This window comes from Nonomuraea sp. NPDC026600 (genome assembly GCF_040638335.1).
Taxonomy (GTDB): domain Bacteria; phylum Actinomycetota; class Actinomycetes; order Streptosporangiales; family Streptosporangiaceae; genus Nonomuraea.
On the sequence record NZ_JBEZYD010000040.1, the window covers coordinates 1 to 20,642 of the forward strand.

Here is a 20,642-nt window from a genome sequence, read left to right on the forward strand (position 1 = left end):
CCGATCGTCCTGGGCGTGAACCCCGCGCTCACCAGCCGGCGGTAGCGGGTCTGCTTGGGCGGGTCCATGTTCAGGAGCGTCATGCTGGCGCTCTCAGGAGTCCTCCAGGCGGAAGCCCACCTTCATGCCGACCTGGAAGTGCGCGACCTCGCCCCCGTCGATGTGCCCGCGAACCTCCGTCACCTCGAACCAGTCGAGGTGCCGCAGCGTCTCCGACGCGCGCCTGATCCCGTTGCGGATGGCCTGGTCGACGCTCTCCCCCGACGTGCCGACGATCTCGGTCACCCGGTACGTACGATCCGTCATCTCCACATCCTCCTTACTCGAAAGCCATGATCGCATGACCGCTGTCGCCGATCCCGGCCCCTGTCGCATGCGACCCCTACGGGGTCTACCGTGGAAGTCATGAAGGGGTGGCGCAAGAAGCAGGACGTCCACCAGGTCACGGACGCCAGACCGTCGCTGAGCTCGGACATCCATCGGCGGGAGATCAGCTACCTCATCAAGATGGGCATCCGCACGCTGTGCCTGATCCTGGCCGTGGTGGTGCCGGTGCCTTGGCCGTACCGGCTGCTGTTCATCGCCGCTGCGGTTTTTTTGCCATACATAGCGGTAATCGGGGCCAATGAGAGGGGTCCGGATGCCCCTTCCTCGACCTTTCACACACCTGAAGCTAACCAAAGCGAGATACCAAGGCATCGACGCGAGATCGGGTCGTGACTAAGTCTTGACGCATCCCATGGGTTGTAGGTGTACGCTTTAGCCAAGCGCTCCGGTCCCCCGTCGGAGTGCTGGTGCCGGCGTTCCGGGCCCCCGTCGGAACGCCGATGAAGCGACGCCGGGTGGTTTGCCCCCGTAACCACCCGGCGTCGCCCCTTTCCTGGGGAAACTCTCTCTCGGACGATCAGTCCAATAGCCCTGGAACCCACTTGGGTAGGGCCTCTTTCCCGAAATCGTTTACGCTCTGCGGCGCTCACTATTCGCATGAAATCCGCAACTTTGAGCACGGCTTGACATCAACAGTTCGTTGGAGTGTCAACTGTCGGTCAGCGTCTCGGCCGTGGCCTCACCCCAGTTCCTGGCGAGCGCGGTAATCCGGGCCACCGCGTCGGCGGGCGCGGTGCCGGCGCCCTCAGCGAGCCCCAGCAGATAGGCGGTCAGCGGCGCGGCGGGCCTGGCGACGCCGTGCGCCACCTCCTTGGTCAGCTCCAGGATCAGGTCCCGGTCGACGCGGGCGGGGTCGACGCCCAGTTCCTGGCAGGCCAGGGCGGTCCATTCGTTCAGCACGTTCATACGAGCCTCCTCTAGATCGTCCATTGTGTCGCAGTCGAACCACGGCCGGCCGGGCAACGCCACACGAGCGTGGACGAGCGGGCCGAACACCCCTCTCAGCGAGCGCCCCGTGTAGCCGTCCAGCGCCCGGCGCAGCGTCTCGGCAGGCCACAGGCTCAGCAGCCACTGCTCCCGCCCGCCATCATCGACCGCCACGACCCCACCGCCGGTATGCCCGCCGCTCTCGTACGCGCCGTTCACATCACCGCCGCCGACGTGCCCGCCGCTCACATCCCCGACGGCCGCGTCCTCGCTCACGTCTCCGCCGCCGCCCTCGGCAGTCGCTGCCTGGGACGAGGCGTGGAGCAGTTCGGCGACGTGCCCGGCTCTGAGGTACGGCAGGTCTCCGGCGAGCAGCACCACCCGTGGGGCCGTGACCTCGCGCAGCCCGGCCCGCAACGCCGGCACCGGCCCACTGCCTGGCGGGTCCTCGCGGGCGAAGACGATCCGCGGCCGCCCTTCCAGCCCGCCCGCGCGGACCGCCCCTGGGAGCGGGCGTTCGGGGCCGACCACGATCACCGTGCGGGCTCCTGACGCCGCCAGCACGACGCTCTCGATCATCGCCCTGGCGCCGACGCTCAGGCCGGGCTTGTCCAGGCCGCCCAGCCGCCGCGCCTGTCCCCCGGCCAGGATCACCGCGTCGTACTCTCCGCCGATCGTCACGCCCCAACGGTACGCACTTCGGCCGGGCGCCAACCGGCCGCCCCGTCCCGGCACGCGACTCTCGCCGAGCGGCGGCTCCTTCCGCACGTCGTACGGAGAAGGCCCAGCCGTTCCGTACGACGTACGAAAAGGTTAGCCGCCGATCGCCGACATCGGCCGGGACGGCTGGAGGAACGACGGGTCGTCGATGCCATGCCCGGCGCGCTTGCGCGACACGGCGGCGATCCAGCGGGCGGCGAGTTCCTCGTCGGAGGCGCCGTCCCGCAGAGGCGTCTTCAGGTCGGACTCCTCGGTGGCGAACAGGCAGTTGCGGATCTGCCCGTCGGCGGTCAGCCGTACGCGGTCGCACGCGCCGCAGAACGGACGCGTCACCGACCCGATCACGCCCACCCGCGCGGGCCCGCCGTCGACCAGGAACCGCTCGGCGGGAGCGCTGCCGCGCTCCTCGAGGTCGTCGGGCGTGAGGTCGAACGAGACCGACAGCAGTGCGAGGATCTCGTCGGCGGTCACCATGCCCTCGCGGCTCCAGCCGTGCTGGGCGTCGAGCGGCATCTGCTCGATGAAGCGCAGTTCGTAGCCCTGCTCGAGGCAGTAGCGCAGCAGCGGCACGGCCTCGTGGTCGTTGACGTCGCGCATCAGTACGGTGTTGACCTTGACGGGGCGCAGGCCCGCGTCATGCGCGGCGCTCAGCCCGGCGATGACGTCCTCGAACCTGTCGCGGTGCGCGAGCCGCTTGAACGTGTCGCGGTCGAGCGTGTCGAGCGAGACGTTCACCCGGTCGAGACCCGCCTCGACGAGCGTCGCGGCCAGCCGGGCCAGCCCGATGCCGTTGGTCGTCAGGGACACCTGCGGTTTGGGGCTGAGCGCGGCGGTACGGCCGACGATGTCGGGCAGCTCGCGGCGCAACAACGGCTCGCCGCCGGTGTAGCGGACCTCGGTGACACCCAGCTGTTCGACGCCGATCGTGACCAGCCTGACGATCTCGTCTGCCGTCAGGAGCTGGGCGTTGGGCAGCCAGTCGAGCCCTTCGGGTGGCATGCAGTAGGTGCAGCGCAGGTTGCACTTGTCCGTGAGGGACACCCGCAGATCCGTCGCCACCCGTCCGAACGAGTCTCGCAACATGGCGTCACCTCCTGTCTATCTCTAGAACGTCAGCCTATGTCGGCCTTCCGGCCGCCCCCAAAACCGACAAGTCACCCGACGACAACGCGGCTGGCGATCAGGTGATTCCTGGCTGGGGGTGCCGGAACGTGGTGGCGTGGCGGGTGATGTGTTCGATGTCCGTCAGGTAGAGGTCGGCGTGCCCGGCGGCCAGGTGGGCGGCGAACGCCTCGTTCCCGGCCGCGGCCTGCTGCCGCATGTGGTCGACCATCGCGCGCAGGCGTTCCGCCGCCACCTCGGGCAGCGCCGCCCGCTCGTCGCCGGAAAGGCCGTAGGCGTCGCCGAGCAGTCGTAGCCGCCTGGCCTGCTCTGCCACCGGCAGTACCGCCTCGCCGTTGCCGACCGCCGACAGCGGGACGAACCGGTAGGCGGCGTACGCGACGTCCCACAGACGCGGCCCGGGATGGGCAGTGTCGAAGTCGATGAGCGCCACCGGCAGGCCGTCGCGGTAGACGCAGTTGTAGGGCGCGATGTCACCGTGGCAGACGACCTCGGCCGGCTCGCGCGCCGGGAAGTACCACTCGGCGTCCCGTTCCGCGAAGTCCGCGGTGGCGTCGTGATAGGCCCGCATGAGTACGGCCAGCGCCTCCAGCGCGGCGTCGCTCCAGGCGTAGGCGGGCACCGGATAGTGCGCCACGTCTCCCGGGACGAAGTCGAGGATCTCCCGACCGGCCTCGTCCAGCCCGTGAGCGCGGGGCGCCGCCTTGAACCCGGCTGCGGCGAGGTGCTCCAGCAGGCGGTGCACGGCCGGCGTCCAAGGACCGGCCGGCCGTCGAACGGTGTCACCGACCCGGACGACCGAGTTGACCCCACCGCCGGCCAAAGGCTCTTCGATCACCCGCGGGACTCTACGCCATCACCGCGAACCTCGGCCGAGGGCCACCTGGCTTGGGTCTAAGGAGCGCGTCCCATGAGCACGGTGAGGCCGCGGAGCTGGGGTTCCTTGGCTGCGAAGCCGCAGGGCGTGCGGGAGCTGCGGCCGCCTGGGTGTCGCGCACCCAGGAAATGCGCAGCCTGTCTCCGGCTACCGGCGGGCGGAAGACTGACCCCGGAACAGGCAACCGACAAGGGGGATTCGATGTCCGGCGAGGCAGTCGACGTGAACGTGGCCGGCATGTGGGTGACGGCCGACGGCTACATCCGGCAGGAACTGCTGGCGAACGGCCGCTACGACGAAGCTCGTGGCGATCGGCGCAGCGCCTACACCGGCCGCTACACGGTGACGGGCGCCCATCTGGATTACGTGGACGACACCGGGTTCACCGCGACGGGCGACATCCGCGACGGCGTCCTCTATCACGAGCACCTGGTGCTCTACCGGGAGGAGCCGCACCCCGGAGCGTGAACCGGCCACTTCCGGCCCGGCCCGGCGGCCACAAGCGCTTCCGAGTCAGGCCCCAGACCTGGCACCGAAGCCGGCCAGTCTTTGCTGGTACAAAAAAGCGAAAACGCCCGGCCCCATTTCGGGGACCGGGCGTTCGCGAGCCAGGTGTGTGGTCAGTGGCGGCGGCCGCCGACGACCTTCACCCAGTCGGTGGCCTGCGCGCCATCGAGCCCCCTGGCCCCCTCGAAGACCGCCTTCCAGGTGCCCGAGGTGTACGCGGGGACGCGGGTGGAGAAGTAGCCGTCACCGCTGGTCCTGACCGACTCCACGTACTCCCAGCGGCCGCTGCGGTCCGCCTGGAAGAGGATCGCGATCCGCTTCCAGCCCAGGCGGTGCCACGACTCCGACTCCTTGCAGTAGTCGGCGTTGTGGACGGACACGAAGCCGCTGATGTAGTCCTCTTCGCACTCCACCGACAGCTTGCCTTCGAGCGTGAGCGGCTTGCCGCGCCAGGCCGGTTCGGGGTTGGCGTCGAGCGTCAGGCGGGTGTGACCACCGTCGAACCCGGGATCGGCCAGCGCCGGTGTGGCGGCGGTCGCCACGACCGTGGCGCCCAGAGCAGCCACCGCCAGTCCGGCGACGAGACGTCGCATCATGAATGAACTTCCTTCCCCGTAGGAGAACGCGCCCCAAGGACAGAGCACGTCAACGCCAATGACGCCTAAAGGAAAGGAAAAGTTGCGAAGTCCCCGATCACAATCGTGCAACGACAATTCACCCGATGGGCTTTATGGCACGATTTTTATCCTTTTATCCGATTATTCGGAGCTTTCGTGGATTCGGGAGATCTTGGGGGCGTAGTGGTCGGTTCCCAGGTAGCGGGCCCGCCAGTAGCCGCCGACGCGTCCCTGTACCGTCTTGGCGAAGTCGCCTGTCTCGCCGGTGGTCGCGACCGCCACCCGCTCCCACTCGTCGTCGGCCTCCGCGCGCCACAGGACCTCCACCCGCTGGTCCGCGAACGGCGCGTATTCCGCGTATCCGCGCGGGTCCACCCTGGTCAGGGAGCCGTGCAGCCGTACGGAATCGGGGGCGCCCGCCCTTTCCGCCCGTACGGACGACAGCTTGGTCTCGCGCTTGAGCTGGAACGTCTGATGCCGCGTCACGCTCGTGCCGTCGTCGCCCGTCGCGGTGGCGATGATCGTCCACGTTCCCGACGGGTAGAACCGGTTGAGTACCTTGTCCGGGAGGAATCGCCAGGTCTGCCAGTTGTCCCTCATGCGCATCCCGCTCGGCGTCGAACGCCACACCGGCATGAGTGCCAGCGCGGGTTCCACGTTGACGGGGCGGGGCTGTGGCTCCCTGGCCGCCGCCCAGGCACCCGGCCCGAACCATTCCGGCCACCCGGCCCGGATGGACTCCGTGGCCACGTCGACGCCCCCGGCAGGGTCCACGGCGGCCTCTCCGCCCAGGGCGGGGCTGATGGCCGTGTTCGCGCCCCGCACGGAGGTCGTGGAGGGTCGCACGCCCTGGGTCGGCCTCCCGTCGCGGGCCGGTCGCGTGTCCCAGTCGGACCGTACGGCCAGACGAGCGTACTCACTGCGCTGCCGGAGAGCGGCTGGAAGCCCCTGGACGCGGGAGGCGCCGTCGGGCCCGCCGACCGCCACCCGCAAGGCGCCACGGTGCCCGGCGGCGCGCGGGGCCGGGGCCGCCGCGGCGGACCGGCCCGTAGCGGCAGACCCTGTGGGACCGGGCGCGAGCACCCCGCTGCTGGGCATAAGGGGCTTGGAGGTGACGGGGGATCCGCCGGTGACAGAGCCCGTGGCATCGGGCGTGGACCCGGGCTCCACCTGGATGGTCACCCCGTCCCGCCCCTTCACCCCTTTGGCGATCACGTCGATCACCAGCCGGACGGAGTTCCCGGCCCCGACCACAGGACTTGCCGGTCGTATGTTGATCTCACGTATCGCGAGCTCGGTCGCGGCAGAGGACGCCGGTATGGGCACCGTGAGCGCCCCCGCCGCGAGCGAGACGAGAAGAAGACTTCTGGTCATGATCGAGACGGTAGGAACCACCCGGTCATGACCACGACCACGACTCACGCCCCCAACGGCAAAAGATCAGCCGGAGTACAGCCCCTCGATGACGTCGGCGTACTTGGCGTGGATGACCCGCCTCTTGAGCTTCAGACTGGGCGTCAGTTCCTCGGTCTCGGCCGTCCACTCGGTGCCGAGCAGCGCCCACCGCTTGACCTGCTGCACCCTGGCCAGCTTGGTGTTGGCCACCACGACGGCGGCCTCCACCTCCTTGAGCACGTCGGAGTGCTCCGCCAGTTCGGCGAGCGAGCCGAACGTGATGCCGTGCGCCTGCGCCCAGCCGGGCGCCACCTCGGCGTCGAGCGTCAGCACGGCCACCGGGTAGGCCCGGTTGTCGCCGTAGGCGAGGGCCTGGCCGACGAGGGGGTGTTCCTTGAGGTGGTTCTCGATCTCGGCCGGGGAGATGTTCTCGCCGCCGGCGGTGATGATCAGCTCCTTCTTGCGGTCGACGACGCGGTAGAAGCCGTCCTCGTCGACCGTGCCGATGTCGCCGGTGTGCAGCCATCCCTCGTCGTCGATGAGCTGGGCGGTCTCCTCGGGCCGGTTGACGTAGCCGCGGGTGTTCAGCGGGCTGCGGGTGAGGAGCTCGCCGTCGGCGGCGATGCGGACCTCGACGCCCGCCTCGGCCCGGCCGACGGTGCCGAGGCGGTAGCAGGCGGGGCCGTTGCCGGTGAAGGCGCCGGTCGTCTCCGTCATGCCGTACACGTCGATGACCTTCAGCCCGAGACCGGCGTAGAAGCGCTGCACCTCGCCGGGGAGCGGCGCGGCGCCGGTGGCGGTCCATTCGGCGCGGTCGAAGCCGATCATGCCGCGGATGATGGACAGCAGTGAGGAGTCGGCCTGCTCGTAGGCGGCCCTGATCTCGGGGGTGATCGTGCCGCCGTACTGCCCGGCCTCGACGTAGGCGACGCCGGCCGCCATGGCCCGGCGTACGGCGGCCTGCTGCTCTTCCGGCTGGGTGGCCAGGACGGCCAGCAGGCGGGCCATCATCTTCTCCCACACGCGCGGCACGCCGAAGAACATCATCGGCTTGACCTGCCCGAGCGTGGCGCCGAGGTTGGCCAGGTCGGTGCAGAAGTACACGTGGGAGACCTTCACCAGCGGCAGGTAGAGGCTCAGGACCCGCTCGGCGATGTGGGCGTAGGTGAGGTAGGAGATCTGCGTGCCCTGGAGGGGCAGCGAGGTGATGCGGTCGGTCGATTCGACCTCGTAGAAGACGTTCGTGTGGGTGAGGGGGACGCCCTTGGGTCCGCCGGTGGTGCCCGAGGTGTAGAGCACGGTGGCCACGTCGCCCGCCGTCACGGCGCGCCATCGGGCCTCGACCTCTTCCGGGTGCGCGGCCAGCGCGGAGCGCCCCAGCTCCAATAAGTCCGGCCAGGACAGGAACCGGTCGTCGTCGCCGGGCGTGCCCTCCAGCATGATGATCTTGCGTAGTCCCGTCAGCTCGCCGAGCACCGGCCGCCAGCGGGCCAGTTCGGCGGGTCCGCCGAGCACCACGATCCGGGCGCCCACGTCGGCGGCGACGAACGCGATCTGGTCGGAGGCGAACGTCGAGTAGACGGTGCAGCCGACGCCGCCCGCGTGCACGGCGCCGAGGTCGGCCAGCACGTGCTCGCTCCTGTTGACCATCATCAGGGCGACCGACTCGCCGGGTTCCAGGCCGAGTGCGGCGAATCCGGCCGCTATCTCCAGCACCCGCTGCCTGGCCTGGCCGTAACTCAGCGTGCTCCAGCCGCCGTCGACGGGGTCGGAGTAGGCAGGCGCGTGCGGGTATCGCTCGGCGAGCTCGCTGAGCTGCCCGCAGACGGTACGACCCGCGATTGCCCGCTCGATCTCCGCCCGGACCTCGAGGACATCTGCCATGGCACCCGCCTCCAGTCAGTGGCCACTTGCGCAGCTGGCATGCATCGCACCACACCACCGAGGTAGCGGCAAGGCCTGGGCATAGCCGTCACGTAGAGTGATGGATCGAACGCGGAGGGGGACGGCGCATGAGCAAGGGAGAACGGACGTTCTTCGGGCATCCATGGGGCCTCGCGACGCTGTTCGGCACCGAGATGTGGGAGCGTTTCAGCTGGTATGGCCTGCGCGCCATCCTCGCCACCTTCATGGCGGCCTCACCCGCCCAGCACGGCCTCGGCATGACCGAGCAGACCGCGCAGGCGGTCGTCGGCGTCTACGGCGCGCTGATCTACCTGGTGGCGCTGCCCGGCGGCTGGATCGCCGACCGGGTGCTGGGCCCGCGCAGGTCGGTCTTCTGGGGCGGCTTCATCATCATGTGCGGCCACATCAGCATGGCCCTCCCGGTCGGCGGGGCGGGCTTCATCTGGTTCGGGCTGCTGCTGATCATCTCGGGCACCGGCCTGCTCAAGCCGAACATCTCAGTCATGGTCGGCCGGCTCTACCGCGACGAGGACGACGGGCGCAGGGACGCCGGGTTCTCGCTGTTCTACCTGGGCATCAACCTCGGTGCCTTCTTCGCGCCGATCGTGGTGGGCGAGCTGGCCGCGGGCGGTCGCTGGCATCTCGGCTTCGGCGCGGCGGCGGTCGGCATGGCACTCGGCCTGCTGCAGTACACGCTGGGCAGGAAGAGCCTCAGAGGCGTCGGCGACCAGCCCGGTCTGCCGCTGACGCCGCCCGAGCGGGCGCAGGTCGTCAAGATCGTCTCGTTCGCGGTGGCCTTGACCGTGGTGGCCATGGCGATCTGGGTGGCGACGGGCACGTTCACGCTGTCCAGGTTCACCGTGGTGGTGACGGTCGTGGTGCTGGCGGTGCCGGTGCTCTACTTCGGCTACATCATGCTCGGCAGCCACGATCTGACCGAGGACGAGCGGTTGCGGATGAAGGCGTACATCTGGCTCTTCGTGGCGGCCGCGATCTTCTGGATGATCTTCGATCTGGCGCCGAGCAAGCTGCTGTTCTTCGCCCAGAACAACACCACCCTGTCGCTGTTCGGCATCCCGATCCAGGCGGCGACCACGCAGTCGTTCAACTCGCTGTTCATCCTGCTCCTGGTGCCGGTGTTCGCGGCGCTCTGGACCAAGCTGGGGACCCGGGTGAGCACGCCGCAGAAGTTCGCGTTCGCGCTGTTCATGGCGGGTCTGAGCTTCGTGGTCATGGCAGTGGCGGCCAGGCTGGCCGAGACGGGCAAGGTCTCGGTCTGGTGGCTGGTGCTGGTGTACCTGATCCAGGTGTTCGGCGAGCTGTCGCTCAGCCCGGTGGGGCTCTCGGTCACCACCAAGCTGGCGCCGCGGGCGTTCAAGGGGCAGATGCTCGGCATCTGGTTCATCGCGGTGTCGGTGGGCGACGCGGTCGGCGGGCAGACCGGGCGGCTCGGCGCCGTGCTGTCCGAGCCCGCCTACTACCTGCTCCTGGCCGCGATGGCGGTCGCGGGCGGAGCGGTGCTGCTGGTGTTCACGCGGCGGCTGCGGGCGCTGATGGCCGAGCACCATCCGACCACTTTCAGGTAGAAATCAGTCTTGTGTCGGAAATTCTCGATCTCGTAGGCATCTTCGTCTTCGCCCTGTCGGGTGCGCTGATGGGCGTACGCAAACGGCTCGATGTGGTGGGCATGGCGGTGATCGCCGAGATGACCGCCCTGGGCGGCGGCGTCGTGCGGGATCTGATCCTGAACGTCCGGCCCACCGCCTTCCAGAGCTCCGGCTACGTGCTCGTACCGGTGGTGGCCACGGCCATCGTGTTCTTCTGGCATCCGCACGTGGCCAAGGTGATGCCCGCCATCCTGGTGCTCGACGCGGCGGGACTCGGCCTGTTCTGCGCGGTGGGCACCGAGAAGGCGCTCGACTACGGGCTCAACCCCCTGCACGCGGCCCTGCTCGGCGTCACGACGGCCGTCGGCGGCGGCATGCTGCGCGACGTGCTGGCCGGGGAGATCCCGACACTGCTGTACGACCGCCAGCTCTACGCGGTGCCCGCGATGCTCGGCTCGGCGGTCATGGCGGCGCTCTACACGGTCGATCTGCACGGCTGGCACGCCACGCTGGCCGCCGCTGTACTGGCCTTCGGCCTGCGCATCGCCGCGATGCGCTACAACTGGCGCGCGCCGCTGGCCAGGGGCGTCAAACCGGTGGAGTGAGCCGGGCCGGTCAGAGCATCGACTCAGACCATCGGCATGAGCGAGTCGGGCAGCCGCGGCCTGGCGCCGACGGGCCCCCGCTCGTGGGCCGCCGCGATGCGGGTGACGGCTTCGGTGAGCACCTGGGGCGGCTGCGTGAACGGCAGGCGCAGGTAGCCCTCCAGCGTGCCCTCCAGCCCGAACCAGGGCCCCGGCGCGAGCCGTACCCCATGGTGGGCCGCGGCGTCGGCCAGAGCGACGGACGAGCCCCCGTCGAGCCGCACCCACAGCGTGCCGCCGCCCTTCGGCACGGTGAAGCTCCACCCGGGCAGCCGTTCGCGGAGCCCGGCGACGAGCGTGTCGCGGGAGGCCCGCAGCGTACGGCGGCGCTCGGCCCTGGTCTGCTCCATCCTGTCGAACAACCGCGCCACCACGAGCTGCTCCAGGACCGGGCTGGCGATGTCCACGGCGCCGCGGTACACGGCCAGGCGGCGGGCCAGCGCGGCCGTGGTGCGCACCCAGCCGATGCGCAGCCCGCCCCACCACAGCTTGGAGGCCGAGCCGATGCTGATCATCCTGCTGTCGGTGTCGAAGGCAGCCATGGGCGCCGTCCGCGGCACCTCGTCCAGGGCCAGCTCCGACCAGGTCTCGTCGATGACCAGCACGGTGTCCGTACGCCTGGCGGCCCCGGCGATCGCGGCCCTGGTGGCGTCGTCCATGAGCGCGCCGGTCGGGTTCTGGAAGTCGGGCATCAGGTAGGCCAGCCGGGCCGCGGACTGGCGCATGGCGCAGGAGACCAGGTCGGTCTGCCAGCCCTCGTGCGAGATGCCGACGGGCACCATCCGGGCGCCGCGCTGGCGGGCCACGTCCATGGCGTGCGGGTAGGTGGGCGACTCGACGAGCACCGGGTCGCCCGCGCCGACGAGCAGGCCGAGCACGAGCTGGATCGCGTGCTGGGAGCCGGTGGTGACGAGGATCTGCTCCGGCCTGGTGGCCAAGCCGCGGCCGGTGTAGTGGGCGGCGATCCGCTCCCTGAGCGCGAGCAGGCCCATCGGGTCGTAGCCGTGGCCCATGCCGTACCTCGGCAGGTCCGCCACGGCTTCGGCCATGGCCTCGGCCAGCGCCGACGGCGCGGGCGGGGCGGCGCAGTGGAGCGGGATGAGGCCGTCGCCGTCGACGGACAGCCACGGGTTCTCCGCCGACATGGCCGGGTCCGGCAGTACGGTCCAGCTTCCCGAGCCCTGCCTGCTCTCCAGGTAGCCCCGCTCGCGCAGCAGGTCGTAGGCGGCGGTTACCGTGGTGCGGCTGACCGCCAGCGTCTGGGCCAGGTCCCGCTCGGCGGGCAGGCGCACCCGCACCGGCAACTGGCCGTCCATGATGAGCGCGCGCACGGCGTCGGCGAGCGCGCGGTAGTACGGCCTGGCGCCCGCCGGGATGTCCACCAGCCTGGCCACCTGCGTCGCCGACAAAAACCTCATAAAGGCCACTTTCCGGGATTGGCCCTGGTTTGGCAAGCGGCGCCCCTGCCACTCTAAGACCACTATGAGCGAAGCATCCGTCCCACGCCCGAACACCCTGCCCATCCGCCTCCTGCGCCTCTACGGCGGCCTGGCACTGTACGGGGCGGGCATCGGCTTCCAGGTCGACTCCGGGCTCGGCAACGCCCCGTGGAACGCCCTCCACCAGGGCCTGGCCATGCGGACGGGCCTGTCGATCGGGACGGTCATCATCGTGGTCGGCGCGCTGGTGATGCTGCTGTGGATCCCGCTGAAGGAGAAGCCCGGACTCGGCACGATCAGCAACGTCGTCTTCGTGGGCCTGTTCGCCGACGCCGCCATCTATCTGCTGCCCACCGCCACGCACTGGGCGGCGGGCTGGCTGTACCTGGTGCTCGGCGTGGTGTCGATCGCGCTGGCCACCGTCCTGTACATCGGCGCGGGGCTGGGCGCGGGACCGCGTGACGGCCTCATGACCGGCCTGACCCAGCTCGGCCTGTCACTCCGGTTCAGCCGCCTGCTCATCGAGATCACGGTGCTGGCCCTCGGCTGGCTGCTCGGCGGCACGGTCGGCATCGCAACCCTGGTCTACGCGCTGGCCATCGGCCCGGTGACCCAGTTGTTCGCCCGCCGGTTCCCCCTGACGTGATCTCGCGGCCGTGCCCGCTCACGACGCGACGTGCGCGGAGCGGCCGCGAGATCGCCTTCCCGCCGGTAGCGTCGGTACATGCGGATCGAGGATTACGCGCTCATCGGCGACATGCAGTCGGCGGCCCTGGTCGGCAGAGACGGTTCCATCGACTGGCTCTGCCTGCCCAGGTTCGACTCCCCCTCCTGTTTCACGGCGCTGCTCGGCAGCGAGCGCAACGGCCACTGGTGGCTCGGCCCCACCGGCAGGCGGGCCGCCACCCGGCGGCGCTACCGGCCCGACACGCTGATCCTGGAGAGCGAGTGGGACACCCCGACGGGCACGGTCCGCGTGATCGACTTCATGCCGCCGCGTGACCGCAACCCCGACGTGGTCCGCATCGTCGAGGGCGTCTCCGGCACGGTCGAGATGTCCACGACGCTCAGGGTCCGCTTCGACTACGGCAGGATCGTGCCGTGGGTGCGCCGCACCAACGGCCACCTGCAGGCGATCGGCGGCCCGGACTCGATCTGGCTGCACTCCCCCGTCCCGCTCAAGGGCGGCGACTACGCGCACCGCGCCACCTTCACCGTCAAGGAGGGCGAGCGGCTGCCGTTCGTGTTCACCTGGCACCCGTCGCACCAGCCGATGCCGCCGCGGATCCACGCCGAGACCCAACTCGCCGAGACCGAGGCGATGTGGGCCGAATGGGTGGCCAAATGCACCTATGAAGGCCCATACCGCGAGGCCGTCGTCCGCTCGCTGATCACGCTCAAGGGCCTCATCTACGACCCCACCGGCGGCATCGTGGCCGCCCCCACCACCTCCATCCCCGAGGACCTGGGCGGCGTGCGCAACTGGGACTACCGCTACTGCTGGCTGCGCGACGCGACGATGACGCTCGACGCGCTGATCAACTCCGGCTATCTGGACGAGGCCGCCGCCTGGCGGTCGTGGCTGCTGCGCGCGATCGCCGGCCGCCCGCAGGACCTGCAGATCATGTACGGCGTCGCGGGCGAGCGCCGGCTGCCGGAGATGCAGCTCGACTGGCTCGACGGCTACGAGGATTCTCGCCCGGTCAGGATCGGCAACCAGGCCGTCAAGCAGCTCCAGCTCGACGTCTACGGCGAGGTGATGAGCTGTCTGTTCGTCTCCAGGACCTCCGGGCTGGCCGCCGACGACCGCGCGTGGGCGATCCAGCGCCAGTTGCTCGACTACGTGGCCGAGCACTGGGACGAGCCCGACGAGGGGCTGTGGGAGGTACGCGGCCCGCGCCGGCACTTCACCCACTCCAAGATGATGTGCTGGGTGGCGCTCGACCGGGCCGTCCAGTACGTGGAGCGGTTCGGCAGGACCGGCCCCGTCGACCGGTGGCGGGAGCTGCGCGACGCCGTCCACGCCGAGATCTGCGAGAAGGGCTACGACCCCCGGCGCAACACCTTCACCCAGTCCTACGGCTCGACGGACATCGACGCCGCGCTGCTGCTCATGCCCCTCGTGGGCTTCCTGCCGGTCGACGACCCGCGCGTGGCCGGCACGGTGGCGGCCATCGAGAAGGAGCTGCTGTCCGACGGTTTCGTGCTGCGCTACCCGGTGGCCGAGGACAACGACGTCGACGGGCTGCCCGGCGGCGAGGGCGCGTTCCTGGCGTGCAGCTTCTGGCTGGTCGAGGTGATGGCCATGCAGGGGCGCAAGGAGGAGGCCGAGCAGTTGTTCGAGCGGTTGCTGGCGCTGCGCAACGACGTGGGCCTGCTGGCCGAGGAGTACGACCCGCGATACGCCCGGATGGTGGGAAATTTCCCCCAGGCGTTCAGCCACGTCCCGCTCGTACACGCCGCCCGCGCGCTCTCCCAGCCCGGCTGAGTCCTACCGGCCCGGCAGTCAGACGGCGAGCCGGGCCAGCACCTTGGCGAACTCCGGCGGCGGCGCCACCACGAGGCGGGCCAGGCCGTCCTGCAGGACGATGTCGGCCCTGATGAGCGTCAGCCGCCCCTCGTGCCACCAGTAGACCTGCGGGCTGAGCCCGTCGGTGCGTACGGCGTGCACGCGCAGACGCTCCAGCGCCCGCACCACGCCGATCCCGTCGACCGGGTGCACGATCAGTGTGTACGGGTCCGGGAGCACCACGAGCACCCCGTCGGCGGGTATCGGCAGGTAGTCGCCGAGCCAGCGCAGGTGGGTGGCCGCGGCCGGGGTGCGGCCGGTCAGGCGCCACACCGGCGTGCCCGACAGCTCGATGGCCTCGAGCTCCAGCCGCTCGTCCTGCCCGACGTTCGTGATGGCCAGCTCCAGCGCCCGGCCCGACGGGACGGGCCAGCAGCCGGCCTCCTCGGGGCGTACCGGCCTGGAGCCCACCGTGAGCAGCTCGACCAGGTCGCCGTTGAGATGGCGGCCCACCACCCTGGTCAGGTCGGCGACCTCGTCGACCGCCTCGACGCGGGTCCGCAGCAGCGGCTTGACCTGGTCGAGGTCGCACACGTCGAGCAGTTCGTCGGCCGCCGCGACCGCGTTCGCGAGGTGCTCGGAGACCAGCATGGGCCAGTCCTCCCTGGGCCGGCGGCCCACCTCGCGGCGCAACCCGGTGAGCCTGACCAGGATCTCCCTGTCGCCCTTCAGCGTCAGCGAGGCGCCGTCGGCGGCGAAGACGCCGGTGTACCCCAGGGACTCGGCGACGAGCCCGAGCAGCGAGTCGAGATCGACGTCCTCGATCGACCGCCGAGAGGGCTCCCGGTCACGCTTGAACATGTTCACGCGCCGCGTCCCCTCTGTCCGTTTTATCCCTATGCGTGTATTCCTACCTTGCCTGCTTCTCGTTGCGGAACAGACCAGCCAGCGAGCACGATTCGGTATCGATAGCCCCAAGAGCCCCAAGCCACACACTCATCTGTGGTGTGCCGTGACCCACCGGCAACCCCGCCAGGACAGGCACTCCGAGCGGCAGCAGCCGGTCTTTAAGCACCGGGTAGGGATCTCCGCAGTCCACCCACGAACCGAGGGCGATCCCGCGCACGCCGTTGAAGGCGCCGGCCTGAACTAACTGGGTGAGCATCCGGTCGATCCGGTACGGCTCCTCGCCGATGTCCTCCAGCAGCACGATCTTCCCGGCGAACGACGGGTGGTAGCGCGTGCCGCACATGGAGGCGAGCAGCGACAGGTTTCCGCCCGCCAGCACGCCCTCGGCCCGGCCGGGAGACAGCACGCGGTCGCCGACGACCGGCGGCGCCTGGCGGGCCAGGGCGGCCCGCAGGTGCTCCCAGGTGCGCGGCTCGGGCCGCTTCTCGTCGGCGATCACGTCGCAGGCCGGCATCGGACCGTGCAGCGTGGGCACGCCCAGCTCCATCGCGAACGCGTGGTGCAGCGCGGTGATGTCGCTGGACCCGATGAGCGTCTTGGGTCCCGCCGCGCGCATGGCGGCCCAGTCGAGCAGGCCGAGCAGCCTGGCCGCGCCGTAGCCGCCCCTGGCGCAGAACACCGTGGAGACGGCCGGATCGCACCAGGCGGCCTGCAGGTCCGCCGCGCGAGCCGCGTCGGCTCCGGCGAGGTAGGGGAGCTCCTGGCGGCCGAGCACGTGCTCGCCGACCACGACCTTCAGCCCGAGCCCCTCCAGGCGCTCGACTCCCCGTCTGAGCAGGATGGCGTTCGGCGGGCCCGACGGCGAGACGACGGCGACGGTGTCACCCTGCCTCATCGATCAACTCCTTATCGATCAACTCTCTTGACGAGGATCGACGCCGACGTTGGCTTTTTCACCCGCCAAACGGTGTCACACTTACCTCTCGTATGCGACTTCCGCCCCACATCCTCGTGGTCAACGGCATCAAGGTCCGCAGGCCGGTCTTCCTGCTCGGTGCTCCGCACTCCGGCGCGGACCTGCTCGCCCGTGCCCTGAAACGGTCCCCCGGCTTCCACGTGACGATGGGCCGGTCGTCCGTCGCACACGTGATCTACGCCTTCGCCCGCAAGCCGTCGATCGGCCAGACGTCGGGGGCCGTACGCGTGCTGCGCGACGCGCTCGCCGAGTCGTGGCAGGTGCTGCCCCGATCGTGCGGCCAGTGTTCCGAGCCGTGCAGGGAGGCCGGCGGCGTCACGAGCATGGGCCCGTGCGTGGCGGCGAGCGAGGTGACCAGGTTCGGCGACGGCAGTCCCGACCTGATCTACAGCGCTCCCGTGCTGCTCCAGGCCTTCCCCGACGCCCGGTTCGTGCAGCTCATCCGCGACGGCCGCGACGTGGTCGCCGACATGCTCGACGATCCGGCCTGCCTGGCCTGGTTCAAGCCGGTGATGCTGTCGGAGGAGACCGAGTTCCCCAATCCCTTCCTCGGCGTCAACCGCGACGAGCACCGCGACCGGTGGAAGGGCATGCCCGCCGCGGGCAAGAGCGCCCTGCGCTGGCGCAGCGCCGTACGGCTCAGCGCCACGCTGCGCAAGGAACTGCCGGTCGGCCAGCTTCTCACGCTGCGCTACGAGGACCTCGTGCGGAAGCCGGCCGAGCCGGTGGCGGCGCTGACGGAGTTCCTGGAGACGCGCGTCTCCAAGATCGGCTTGTACGCCCCGCGGGTCTCCGAGGTCGGCTCCTGGCGCACCCGCCTGCGACCCGGCGACCTCACTCTGGTGGAGAAGGTCGCCAGGCAGGAGCTCACGAAACTGGGCTATCCGAAGAGCTGAACTGGGTGCGGTAGAGCTCGGCGTAGAGCCCGCCGCTCGCCAGCAGTTCCTCGTGTCCGCCCCGCTCGGCGATCCGGCCGTCCTGCACGACGAGGATCTCGTCGGCCTCCCTGATCGTCGACAGCCGGTGCGCGATCACCAGCGAGGTGCGGCCGGCCAGCGCGGTCTTCAGCGCCTGCTGCACGGCCGCCTCCGACTCCGAGTCGAGATGGGCGGTGGCCTCGTCGAGCACCACCACGCGCGGCGCCTTCAGCAGCAGCCTGGCCAGCGCCAGCCGCTGCTTCTCGCCGCCGGACAGCCGGTAGCCGCGGTCGCCCACGACCGTGTCCAGCCCGTCGGGCAGCCCCTCGATGAGGTCGCCTATCTGCGCGGCCCTGAGAGCGTCCCAGATCTCCTCGTCACTCGCCTCTGGCCTGGCGTAACGGAGGTTGGCCCCGATCGTGTCATGGAAGAGATGAGCGTCCTGCATGACCACGCCCACGGTGTCGCGCAGCGAGGCGAGCGTGGCGTCGCGCACGTCGAGCCCGTTGATCCGGACCGCGCCCTCGTTGACGTCGTAGAGCCGGGAGACCAGCGAGGTGATCGTGGTCTTGCCCGCCCCCGAGGGGCCGACCAGGGCGATGAGCCGGCCGGGGCCGGCCGTGAACGACACGCCGCGCAGCACCGGCTGGGAGGGGCCCGTGTCCTGCCTGGCCACCGACTCCAGCGAGGCCAGCGACACCTCCTCGGCCGCCGGGTAGCGGAAGTGGACGCCGTCGAACTCGATCGTCACCGGCCCGTCCGGCAGCGGCCGCGCGCCGGGCTTCTCCGACACCATGGGCTCGAGGTCGAGGATCTCGAAGACCCGGTCGAAGCTGACGAGCGCGGTCATCACGTCCACCTGCACGTTGGACAGCGAGGTGAGGGGGCCGTACAGCCGCATCAGCAGCGCGGCCAGGGCCACCAGCGTGCCCAGCTCGAAGGCGCCGCCGACGGCCAGCACACCGCCGATGCCGTAGACCAGCGCGGTGGCCAGCGCCGCGACCAGGCCGAGCGCCACCCGGAACACGGTGCCGTACATCCCGACCGTCACGCCCACGTCGCGCACCCGGGCGGCGCGGGTGCCGTAGACGGCGGCGTCGTCCTCGGGCCGGCCGTACAGCTTGGCCACCATCGCGCCCGCCACGTTGAAGCGCTCGGTCGTGACCGAGCTCATCTCGGCGTCGAGCTGCATCTGCTCGCGGGTCAGCGTGGACATGCGCCGCCCGACCCACTTGGCGGGCACGATGAAGATCGGCAGCAGCACCAGCGCGACCAGCGTCACCTGCCACGACAGCACCAGCATCGCGCCCAGTACCAGGACCAGGCTGATCACGTTGCTGACGACCGACGACAGCGTGCTGGTCACGGCGCGCTGGGCGCCGATCACGTCGCTGTTGAGCCGGCTGACCAGCGCGCCGGTCTGCGCGCGCATGAAGAACGCGACCGGCATGCGCTGCACGTGGTCGAACACCTGCGTGCGCAGGTCGTAGATCAGCCCTTCGCCGATGCGCGAGGAGAACCATCGCTGTACGAGCGTGAGGCCCGCGTCGACCACCGCGAGCGCGGCGATGGCCACGGCCAGGCCGGCCACGACGCCGCTCCGCCTGGGCAGGATGCCGTCGTCGATGATCGCCTTCATCAGCAGCGGGTTGGCGATCACGATGACCGCGCCCGCCATCACCAGCAGCAGGAACGCGGTGATCTGCCCGGTATACGGCCGTGCGTAGCGCGCGATGCGCCGGACCGTGCCGGGTGTGAGCCGCTGCTCGGTCACGGAGTTGTCGCGCCGCAGGGATGTAAATATCTGGGGGCCGAAGCCCCCTCCCATCATCGCCATTGGGGGGTCCTCCTCCCCCGGCTCAGCGCCGGGGAAGGCCGGGCGATTCCCGGGTCAGCTCAGCGCGTAAACCTCCTCGCCCAGGGGCGGAAAGCGGCACGGCTCAGCCGAACATCGCCTTGAGGCGCTGTGCCTGCTCGGCCCCTTCCGCGGCGCTCTGCTCCTCCAGGGTGCGCGCCTGCGCCCCCTGGAGGAGTCGCTTGGTCGCCGCCGCCGCGTCCCGGTTGGTCGACAGCAGCTCCGCGATCTTGTCTTGTACGGCTCCCGCCAGGTCGCCCGGTGCGACCACACGTTCGGCGAGGCCGATGCGCATGGCCTCGTCGGCCTCGACGGTCCTGGCGGTCAGGCAGATGTCGATCGCCTTGGCCAGGCCCACCAGCTCGACCAGTGGCTTGGTACCAGTCAGATCGGGCACCAGCCCCATGGCGGGCTCTTTCATGCAGAACTTGACGTCGTCTGCCACGATGCGCAGGTCGCAGGCGAGCGCGAGCTGGAACCCCGCGCCGATCGCGTGCCCGTGTACGGCCGCGATGGAGACGATCTCTGGTCGGCGAAGCCAAAGGAATCCCTGTTGGAATTTCCTGATGCGCTGCTCGAGCGTGATGTTGTCGAGTTGCGTCGCCGAAGCTTGTGCCGCCGAGCTGAACGAGCCCTGTCCGGGCACTCCCTCAGGCGTGAACATTTGCAGGTCGATACCTGCCGAGAAGGACGGTCCCTCACCTCTCACGACGACGATGCGCACCTGCTCAGGCAGGTTGCCCCCGATGTCAGCCAGTGCCGCCCAGGTCGCGAACGTCTGTGCGTTGCGCTTGCTGGGCCGATCCAGCGCGATCGTCGCGATCTCACCGTCCACCTCGAAGCGGAGTCCGACCTCCGCCAGTCTTTCGGCAGAGACTTCCTCCGTGTACCCCCCGCGCTGTGGCGCCTTCGCTTCCGCCATCGCCCGCTCCCTCATTCGCCTTAGCCGTCGCGCCCGAGCTTACAGAATATGATTCTGGCTCGGGCGCGACGGCGGCTGACTTGGGACGAGCGGCTGCGGTCGCACGTACCGAGGCGGCCGTCAGCGCTTGGACTTGCCTCGAGTCGCTCCTCCGCGCCCGCGCAGAGTCACACCGGACTCGCTCAGGATGCGGTGGATGAACCCGTATGACCGACCGGTCGAAGCGGCCAGGGCGCGGATGCTCTCGCCCGCGGCGTAGCGCTTCTTAAGATCGCCGGCCAGTTTTTCACGATCGGCCCCGGTGACCCGGGTGCCCTTCTTCAGTGTCTCGGCCACGAGTACCTCCTGTAGTGCCGGACTTCCGCAGCGTTACTCCGCCATGATCAGTCATTTCAGCGGGATCGGCT

The 20,642-nt window shown here is 70.0% G+C and carries 20 protein-coding genes; 7 read left to right on the forward strand and 13 right to left on the reverse strand.

Annotation, left to right across the window (positions count from 1 at the left end):
- Positions 1-93: 93 nt before the first annotated feature.
- Complete coding sequence (locus tag AB0F17_RS53080) at positions 94-306, reverse strand: dodecin (protein ID WP_358040629.1); 213 nt, start codon at positions 304-306, stop codon at positions 94-96.
- A gap of 99 nt (positions 307-405) precedes the next feature.
- Here AB0F17_RS53080 and AB0F17_RS53085 point away from each other — a divergent pair, with 99 nt between their 5' ends.
- Positions 406-720, forward strand: coding sequence for a DUF3099 domain-containing protein (locus AB0F17_RS53085; RefSeq protein ID WP_358040933.1), 315 nt, complete (start codon positions 406-408; stop codon positions 718-720).
- Between the two features lie 315 nt (positions 721-1,035).
- On the opposite strand, the gene AB0F17_RS53090 is transcribed toward AB0F17_RS53085, so the two are convergent.
- The 3 genes from AB0F17_RS53090 to AB0F17_RS53100 all read right to left on the reverse strand — a co-directional run bounded on the left by AB0F17_RS53090 (position 1,036) and on the right by AB0F17_RS53100 (position 3,994).
- On the reverse strand, positions 1,036-1,995 hold the full coding sequence (locus AB0F17_RS53090; RefSeq protein WP_358040632.1) for an NTP transferase domain-containing protein: 960 nt from the start codon (positions 1,993-1,995) through the stop codon (positions 1,036-1,038).
- 132 nt (positions 1,996-2,127) lie between these two features.
- Positions 2,128-3,117: a GTP 3',8-cyclase MoaA gene (gene moaA, locus AB0F17_RS53095; protein ID WP_358040635.1), complete on the reverse strand. Its 990-nt coding sequence runs from the start codon at positions 3,115-3,117 to the stop codon at positions 2,128-2,130.
- Positions 3,118-3,214: 97 nt separating this feature from the next.
- On the reverse strand, positions 3,215-3,994 hold the full coding sequence (locus AB0F17_RS53100; protein ID WP_358040638.1) for an aminoglycoside phosphotransferase family protein: 780 nt from the start codon (positions 3,992-3,994) through the stop codon (positions 3,215-3,217).
- Positions 3,995-4,234: 240 nt separating this feature from the next.
- Between AB0F17_RS53100 and AB0F17_RS53105 the strand changes: the two genes are divergently transcribed.
- Positions 4,235-4,501: an Atu4866 domain-containing protein gene (locus AB0F17_RS53105; protein ID WP_358040641.1), complete on the forward strand. Its 267-nt coding sequence runs from the start codon at positions 4,235-4,237 to the stop codon at positions 4,499-4,501.
- A 152-nt stretch (positions 4,502-4,653) separates the two neighbouring features.
- Here the strand turns inward: AB0F17_RS53105 and AB0F17_RS53110 are convergent, their stop codons facing one another.
- From AB0F17_RS53110 to AB0F17_RS53120, 3 genes are all read right to left on the reverse strand, one after another.
- Complete coding sequence (locus AB0F17_RS53110; RefSeq protein ID WP_358040644.1) at positions 4,654-5,136, reverse strand: hypothetical protein; 483 nt, start codon at positions 5,134-5,136, stop codon at positions 4,654-4,656.
- 162 nt (positions 5,137-5,298) lie between these two features.
- Positions 5,299-6,531, reverse strand: a complete 1,233-nt coding sequence (locus AB0F17_RS53115; protein WP_358040647.1) for a hypothetical protein — start codon at positions 6,529-6,531, stop codon at positions 5,299-5,301.
- A 66-nt stretch (positions 6,532-6,597) separates the two neighbouring features.
- Positions 6,598-8,436, reverse strand: a complete 1,839-nt coding sequence (locus AB0F17_RS53120) for an AMP-dependent synthetase/ligase (protein WP_358040650.1) — start codon at positions 8,434-8,436, stop codon at positions 6,598-6,600.
- A gap of 128 nt (positions 8,437-8,564) precedes the next feature.
- Between AB0F17_RS53120 and AB0F17_RS53125 the strand changes: the two genes are divergently transcribed.
- Both AB0F17_RS53125 and AB0F17_RS53130 read left to right on the forward strand, forming a co-directional pair.
- Positions 8,565-10,043, forward strand: a complete 1,479-nt coding sequence (locus AB0F17_RS53125; RefSeq protein WP_358040653.1) for an oligopeptide:H+ symporter — start codon at positions 8,565-8,567, stop codon at positions 10,041-10,043.
- An 11-nt stretch (positions 10,044-10,054) separates the two neighbouring features.
- On the forward strand, positions 10,055-10,669 hold the full coding sequence (locus AB0F17_RS53130) for a trimeric intracellular cation channel family protein (RefSeq protein WP_358040656.1): 615 nt from the start codon (positions 10,055-10,057) through the stop codon (positions 10,667-10,669).
- 23 nt (positions 10,670-10,692) lie between these two features.
- On the opposite strand, the gene AB0F17_RS53135 is transcribed toward AB0F17_RS53130, so the two are convergent.
- Positions 10,693-12,126, reverse strand: coding sequence for a PLP-dependent aminotransferase family protein (locus AB0F17_RS53135; protein ID WP_358040659.1), 1,434 nt, complete (start codon positions 12,124-12,126; stop codon positions 10,693-10,695).
- Positions 12,127-12,190: 64 nt separating this feature from the next.
- Here AB0F17_RS53135 and AB0F17_RS53140 point away from each other — a divergent pair, with 64 nt between their 5' ends.
- Both AB0F17_RS53140 and AB0F17_RS53145 read left to right on the forward strand, forming a co-directional pair.
- Positions 12,191-12,793: a hypothetical protein gene (locus AB0F17_RS53140; protein WP_358040662.1), complete on the forward strand. Its 603-nt coding sequence runs from the start codon at positions 12,191-12,193 to the stop codon at positions 12,791-12,793.
- A 78-nt stretch (positions 12,794-12,871) separates the two neighbouring features.
- Positions 12,872-14,635: a glycoside hydrolase family 15 protein gene (locus tag AB0F17_RS53145; RefSeq protein ID WP_358040664.1), complete on the forward strand. Its 1,764-nt coding sequence runs from the start codon at positions 12,872-12,874 to the stop codon at positions 14,633-14,635.
- 18 nt (positions 14,636-14,653) lie between these two features.
- On the opposite strand, the gene AB0F17_RS53150 is transcribed toward AB0F17_RS53145, so the two are convergent.
- A complete protein-coding gene (locus AB0F17_RS53150; RefSeq protein WP_358040935.1) occupies positions 14,654-15,517 on the reverse strand; it encodes a hypothetical protein in 864 nt (287 codons plus the stop codon).
- Positions 15,518-15,566: 49 nt separating this feature from the next.
- Positions 15,567-16,460 carry an LD-carboxypeptidase gene (locus AB0F17_RS53155; RefSeq protein ID WP_358040667.1) on the reverse strand — a complete coding sequence of 298 codons (894 nt, stop codon included), beginning with the start codon at positions 16,458-16,460 and terminating at the stop codon, positions 15,567-15,569.
- Positions 16,461-16,552: 92 nt separating this feature from the next.
- Here AB0F17_RS53155 and AB0F17_RS53160 point away from each other — a divergent pair, with 92 nt between their 5' ends.
- Positions 16,553-17,437, forward strand: a complete 885-nt coding sequence (locus tag AB0F17_RS53160) for a sulfotransferase (protein WP_358040669.1) — start codon at positions 16,553-16,555, stop codon at positions 17,435-17,437.
- On the opposite strand, the gene AB0F17_RS53165 is transcribed toward AB0F17_RS53160, so the two are convergent.
- From AB0F17_RS53165 to AB0F17_RS53175, 3 genes are all read right to left on the reverse strand, one after another.
- Positions 17,409-19,295 carry an ABC transporter ATP-binding protein gene (locus AB0F17_RS53165; RefSeq protein ID WP_358040672.1) on the reverse strand — a complete coding sequence of 629 codons (1,887 nt, stop codon included), beginning with the start codon at positions 19,293-19,295 and terminating at the stop codon, positions 17,409-17,411. The two genes, AB0F17_RS53160 and AB0F17_RS53165, sit on opposite strands and share 29 nt — an antisense overlap.
- Positions 19,296-19,398: 103 nt before the next feature.
- Positions 19,399-20,235, reverse strand: coding sequence for an enoyl-CoA hydratase/isomerase family protein (locus AB0F17_RS53170; RefSeq protein WP_358040675.1), 837 nt, complete (start codon positions 20,233-20,235; stop codon positions 19,399-19,401).
- A gap of 120 nt (positions 20,236-20,355) precedes the next feature.
- Positions 20,356-20,571, reverse strand: a complete 216-nt coding sequence (locus tag AB0F17_RS53175; RefSeq protein ID WP_020547488.1) for a helix-turn-helix domain-containing protein — start codon at positions 20,569-20,571, stop codon at positions 20,356-20,358.
- Positions 20,572-20,642: the final 71 nt, after the last annotated feature.

Coding starts and splice junctions, on each gene's coding strand:
- AB0F17_RS53080 (WP_358040629.1), bottom strand. CDS start 306: ATGACGGATCGTACGTACCGGGTGACCGAGATCGTCGGCACGTCGGGG.
- AB0F17_RS53085 (WP_358040933.1), top strand. CDS start 406: ATGAAGGGGTGGCGCAAGAAGCAGGACGTCCACCAGGTCACGGACGCC.
- moaA (WP_358040635.1), bottom strand. CDS start 3,117: ATGTTGCGAGACTCGTTCGGACGGGTGGCGACGGATCTGCGGGTGTCC.
- AB0F17_RS53105 (WP_358040641.1), top strand. CDS start 4,235: ATGTCCGGCGAGGCAGTCGACGTGAACGTGGCCGGCATGTGGGTGACG.
- AB0F17_RS53110 (WP_358040644.1), bottom strand. CDS start 5,136: ATGATGCGACGTCTCGTCGCCGGACTGGCGGTGGCTGCTCTGGGCGCC.
- AB0F17_RS53115 (WP_358040647.1), bottom strand. CDS start 6,531: ATGACCAGAAGTCTTCTTCTCGTCTCGCTCGCGGCGGGGGCGCTCACG.
- AB0F17_RS53120 (WP_358040650.1), bottom strand. CDS start 8,436: ATGGCAGATGTCCTCGAGGTCCGGGCGGAGATCGAGCGGGCAATCGCG.
- AB0F17_RS53125 (WP_358040653.1), top strand. CDS start 8,565: ATGAGCAAGGGAGAACGGACGTTCTTCGGGCATCCATGGGGCCTCGCG.
- AB0F17_RS53135 (WP_358040659.1), bottom strand. CDS start 12,126: ATGAGGTTTTTGTCGGCGACGCAGGTGGCCAGGCTGGTGGACATCCCG.
- AB0F17_RS53140 (WP_358040662.1), top strand. CDS start 12,191: ATGAGCGAAGCATCCGTCCCACGCCCGAACACCCTGCCCATCCGCCTC.
- AB0F17_RS53145 (WP_358040664.1), top strand. CDS start 12,872: ATGCGGATCGAGGATTACGCGCTCATCGGCGACATGCAGTCGGCGGCC.
- AB0F17_RS53150 (WP_358040935.1), bottom strand. CDS start 15,517: ATGTTCAAGCGTGACCGGGAGCCCTCTCGGCGGTCGATCGAGGACGTC.
- AB0F17_RS53155 (WP_358040667.1), bottom strand. CDS start 16,460: ATGAGGCAGGGTGACACCGTCGCCGTCGTCTCGCCGTCGGGCCCGCCG.
- AB0F17_RS53160 (WP_358040669.1), top strand. CDS start 16,553: ATGCGACTTCCGCCCCACATCCTCGTGGTCAACGGCATCAAGGTCCGC.
- AB0F17_RS53165 (WP_358040672.1), bottom strand. CDS start 19,295: ATGGCGATGATGGGAGGGGGCTTCGGCCCCCAGATATTTACATCCCTG.
- AB0F17_RS53170 (WP_358040675.1), bottom strand. CDS start 20,235: ATGGCGGAAGCGAAGGCGCCACAGCGCGGGGGGTACACGGAGGAAGTC.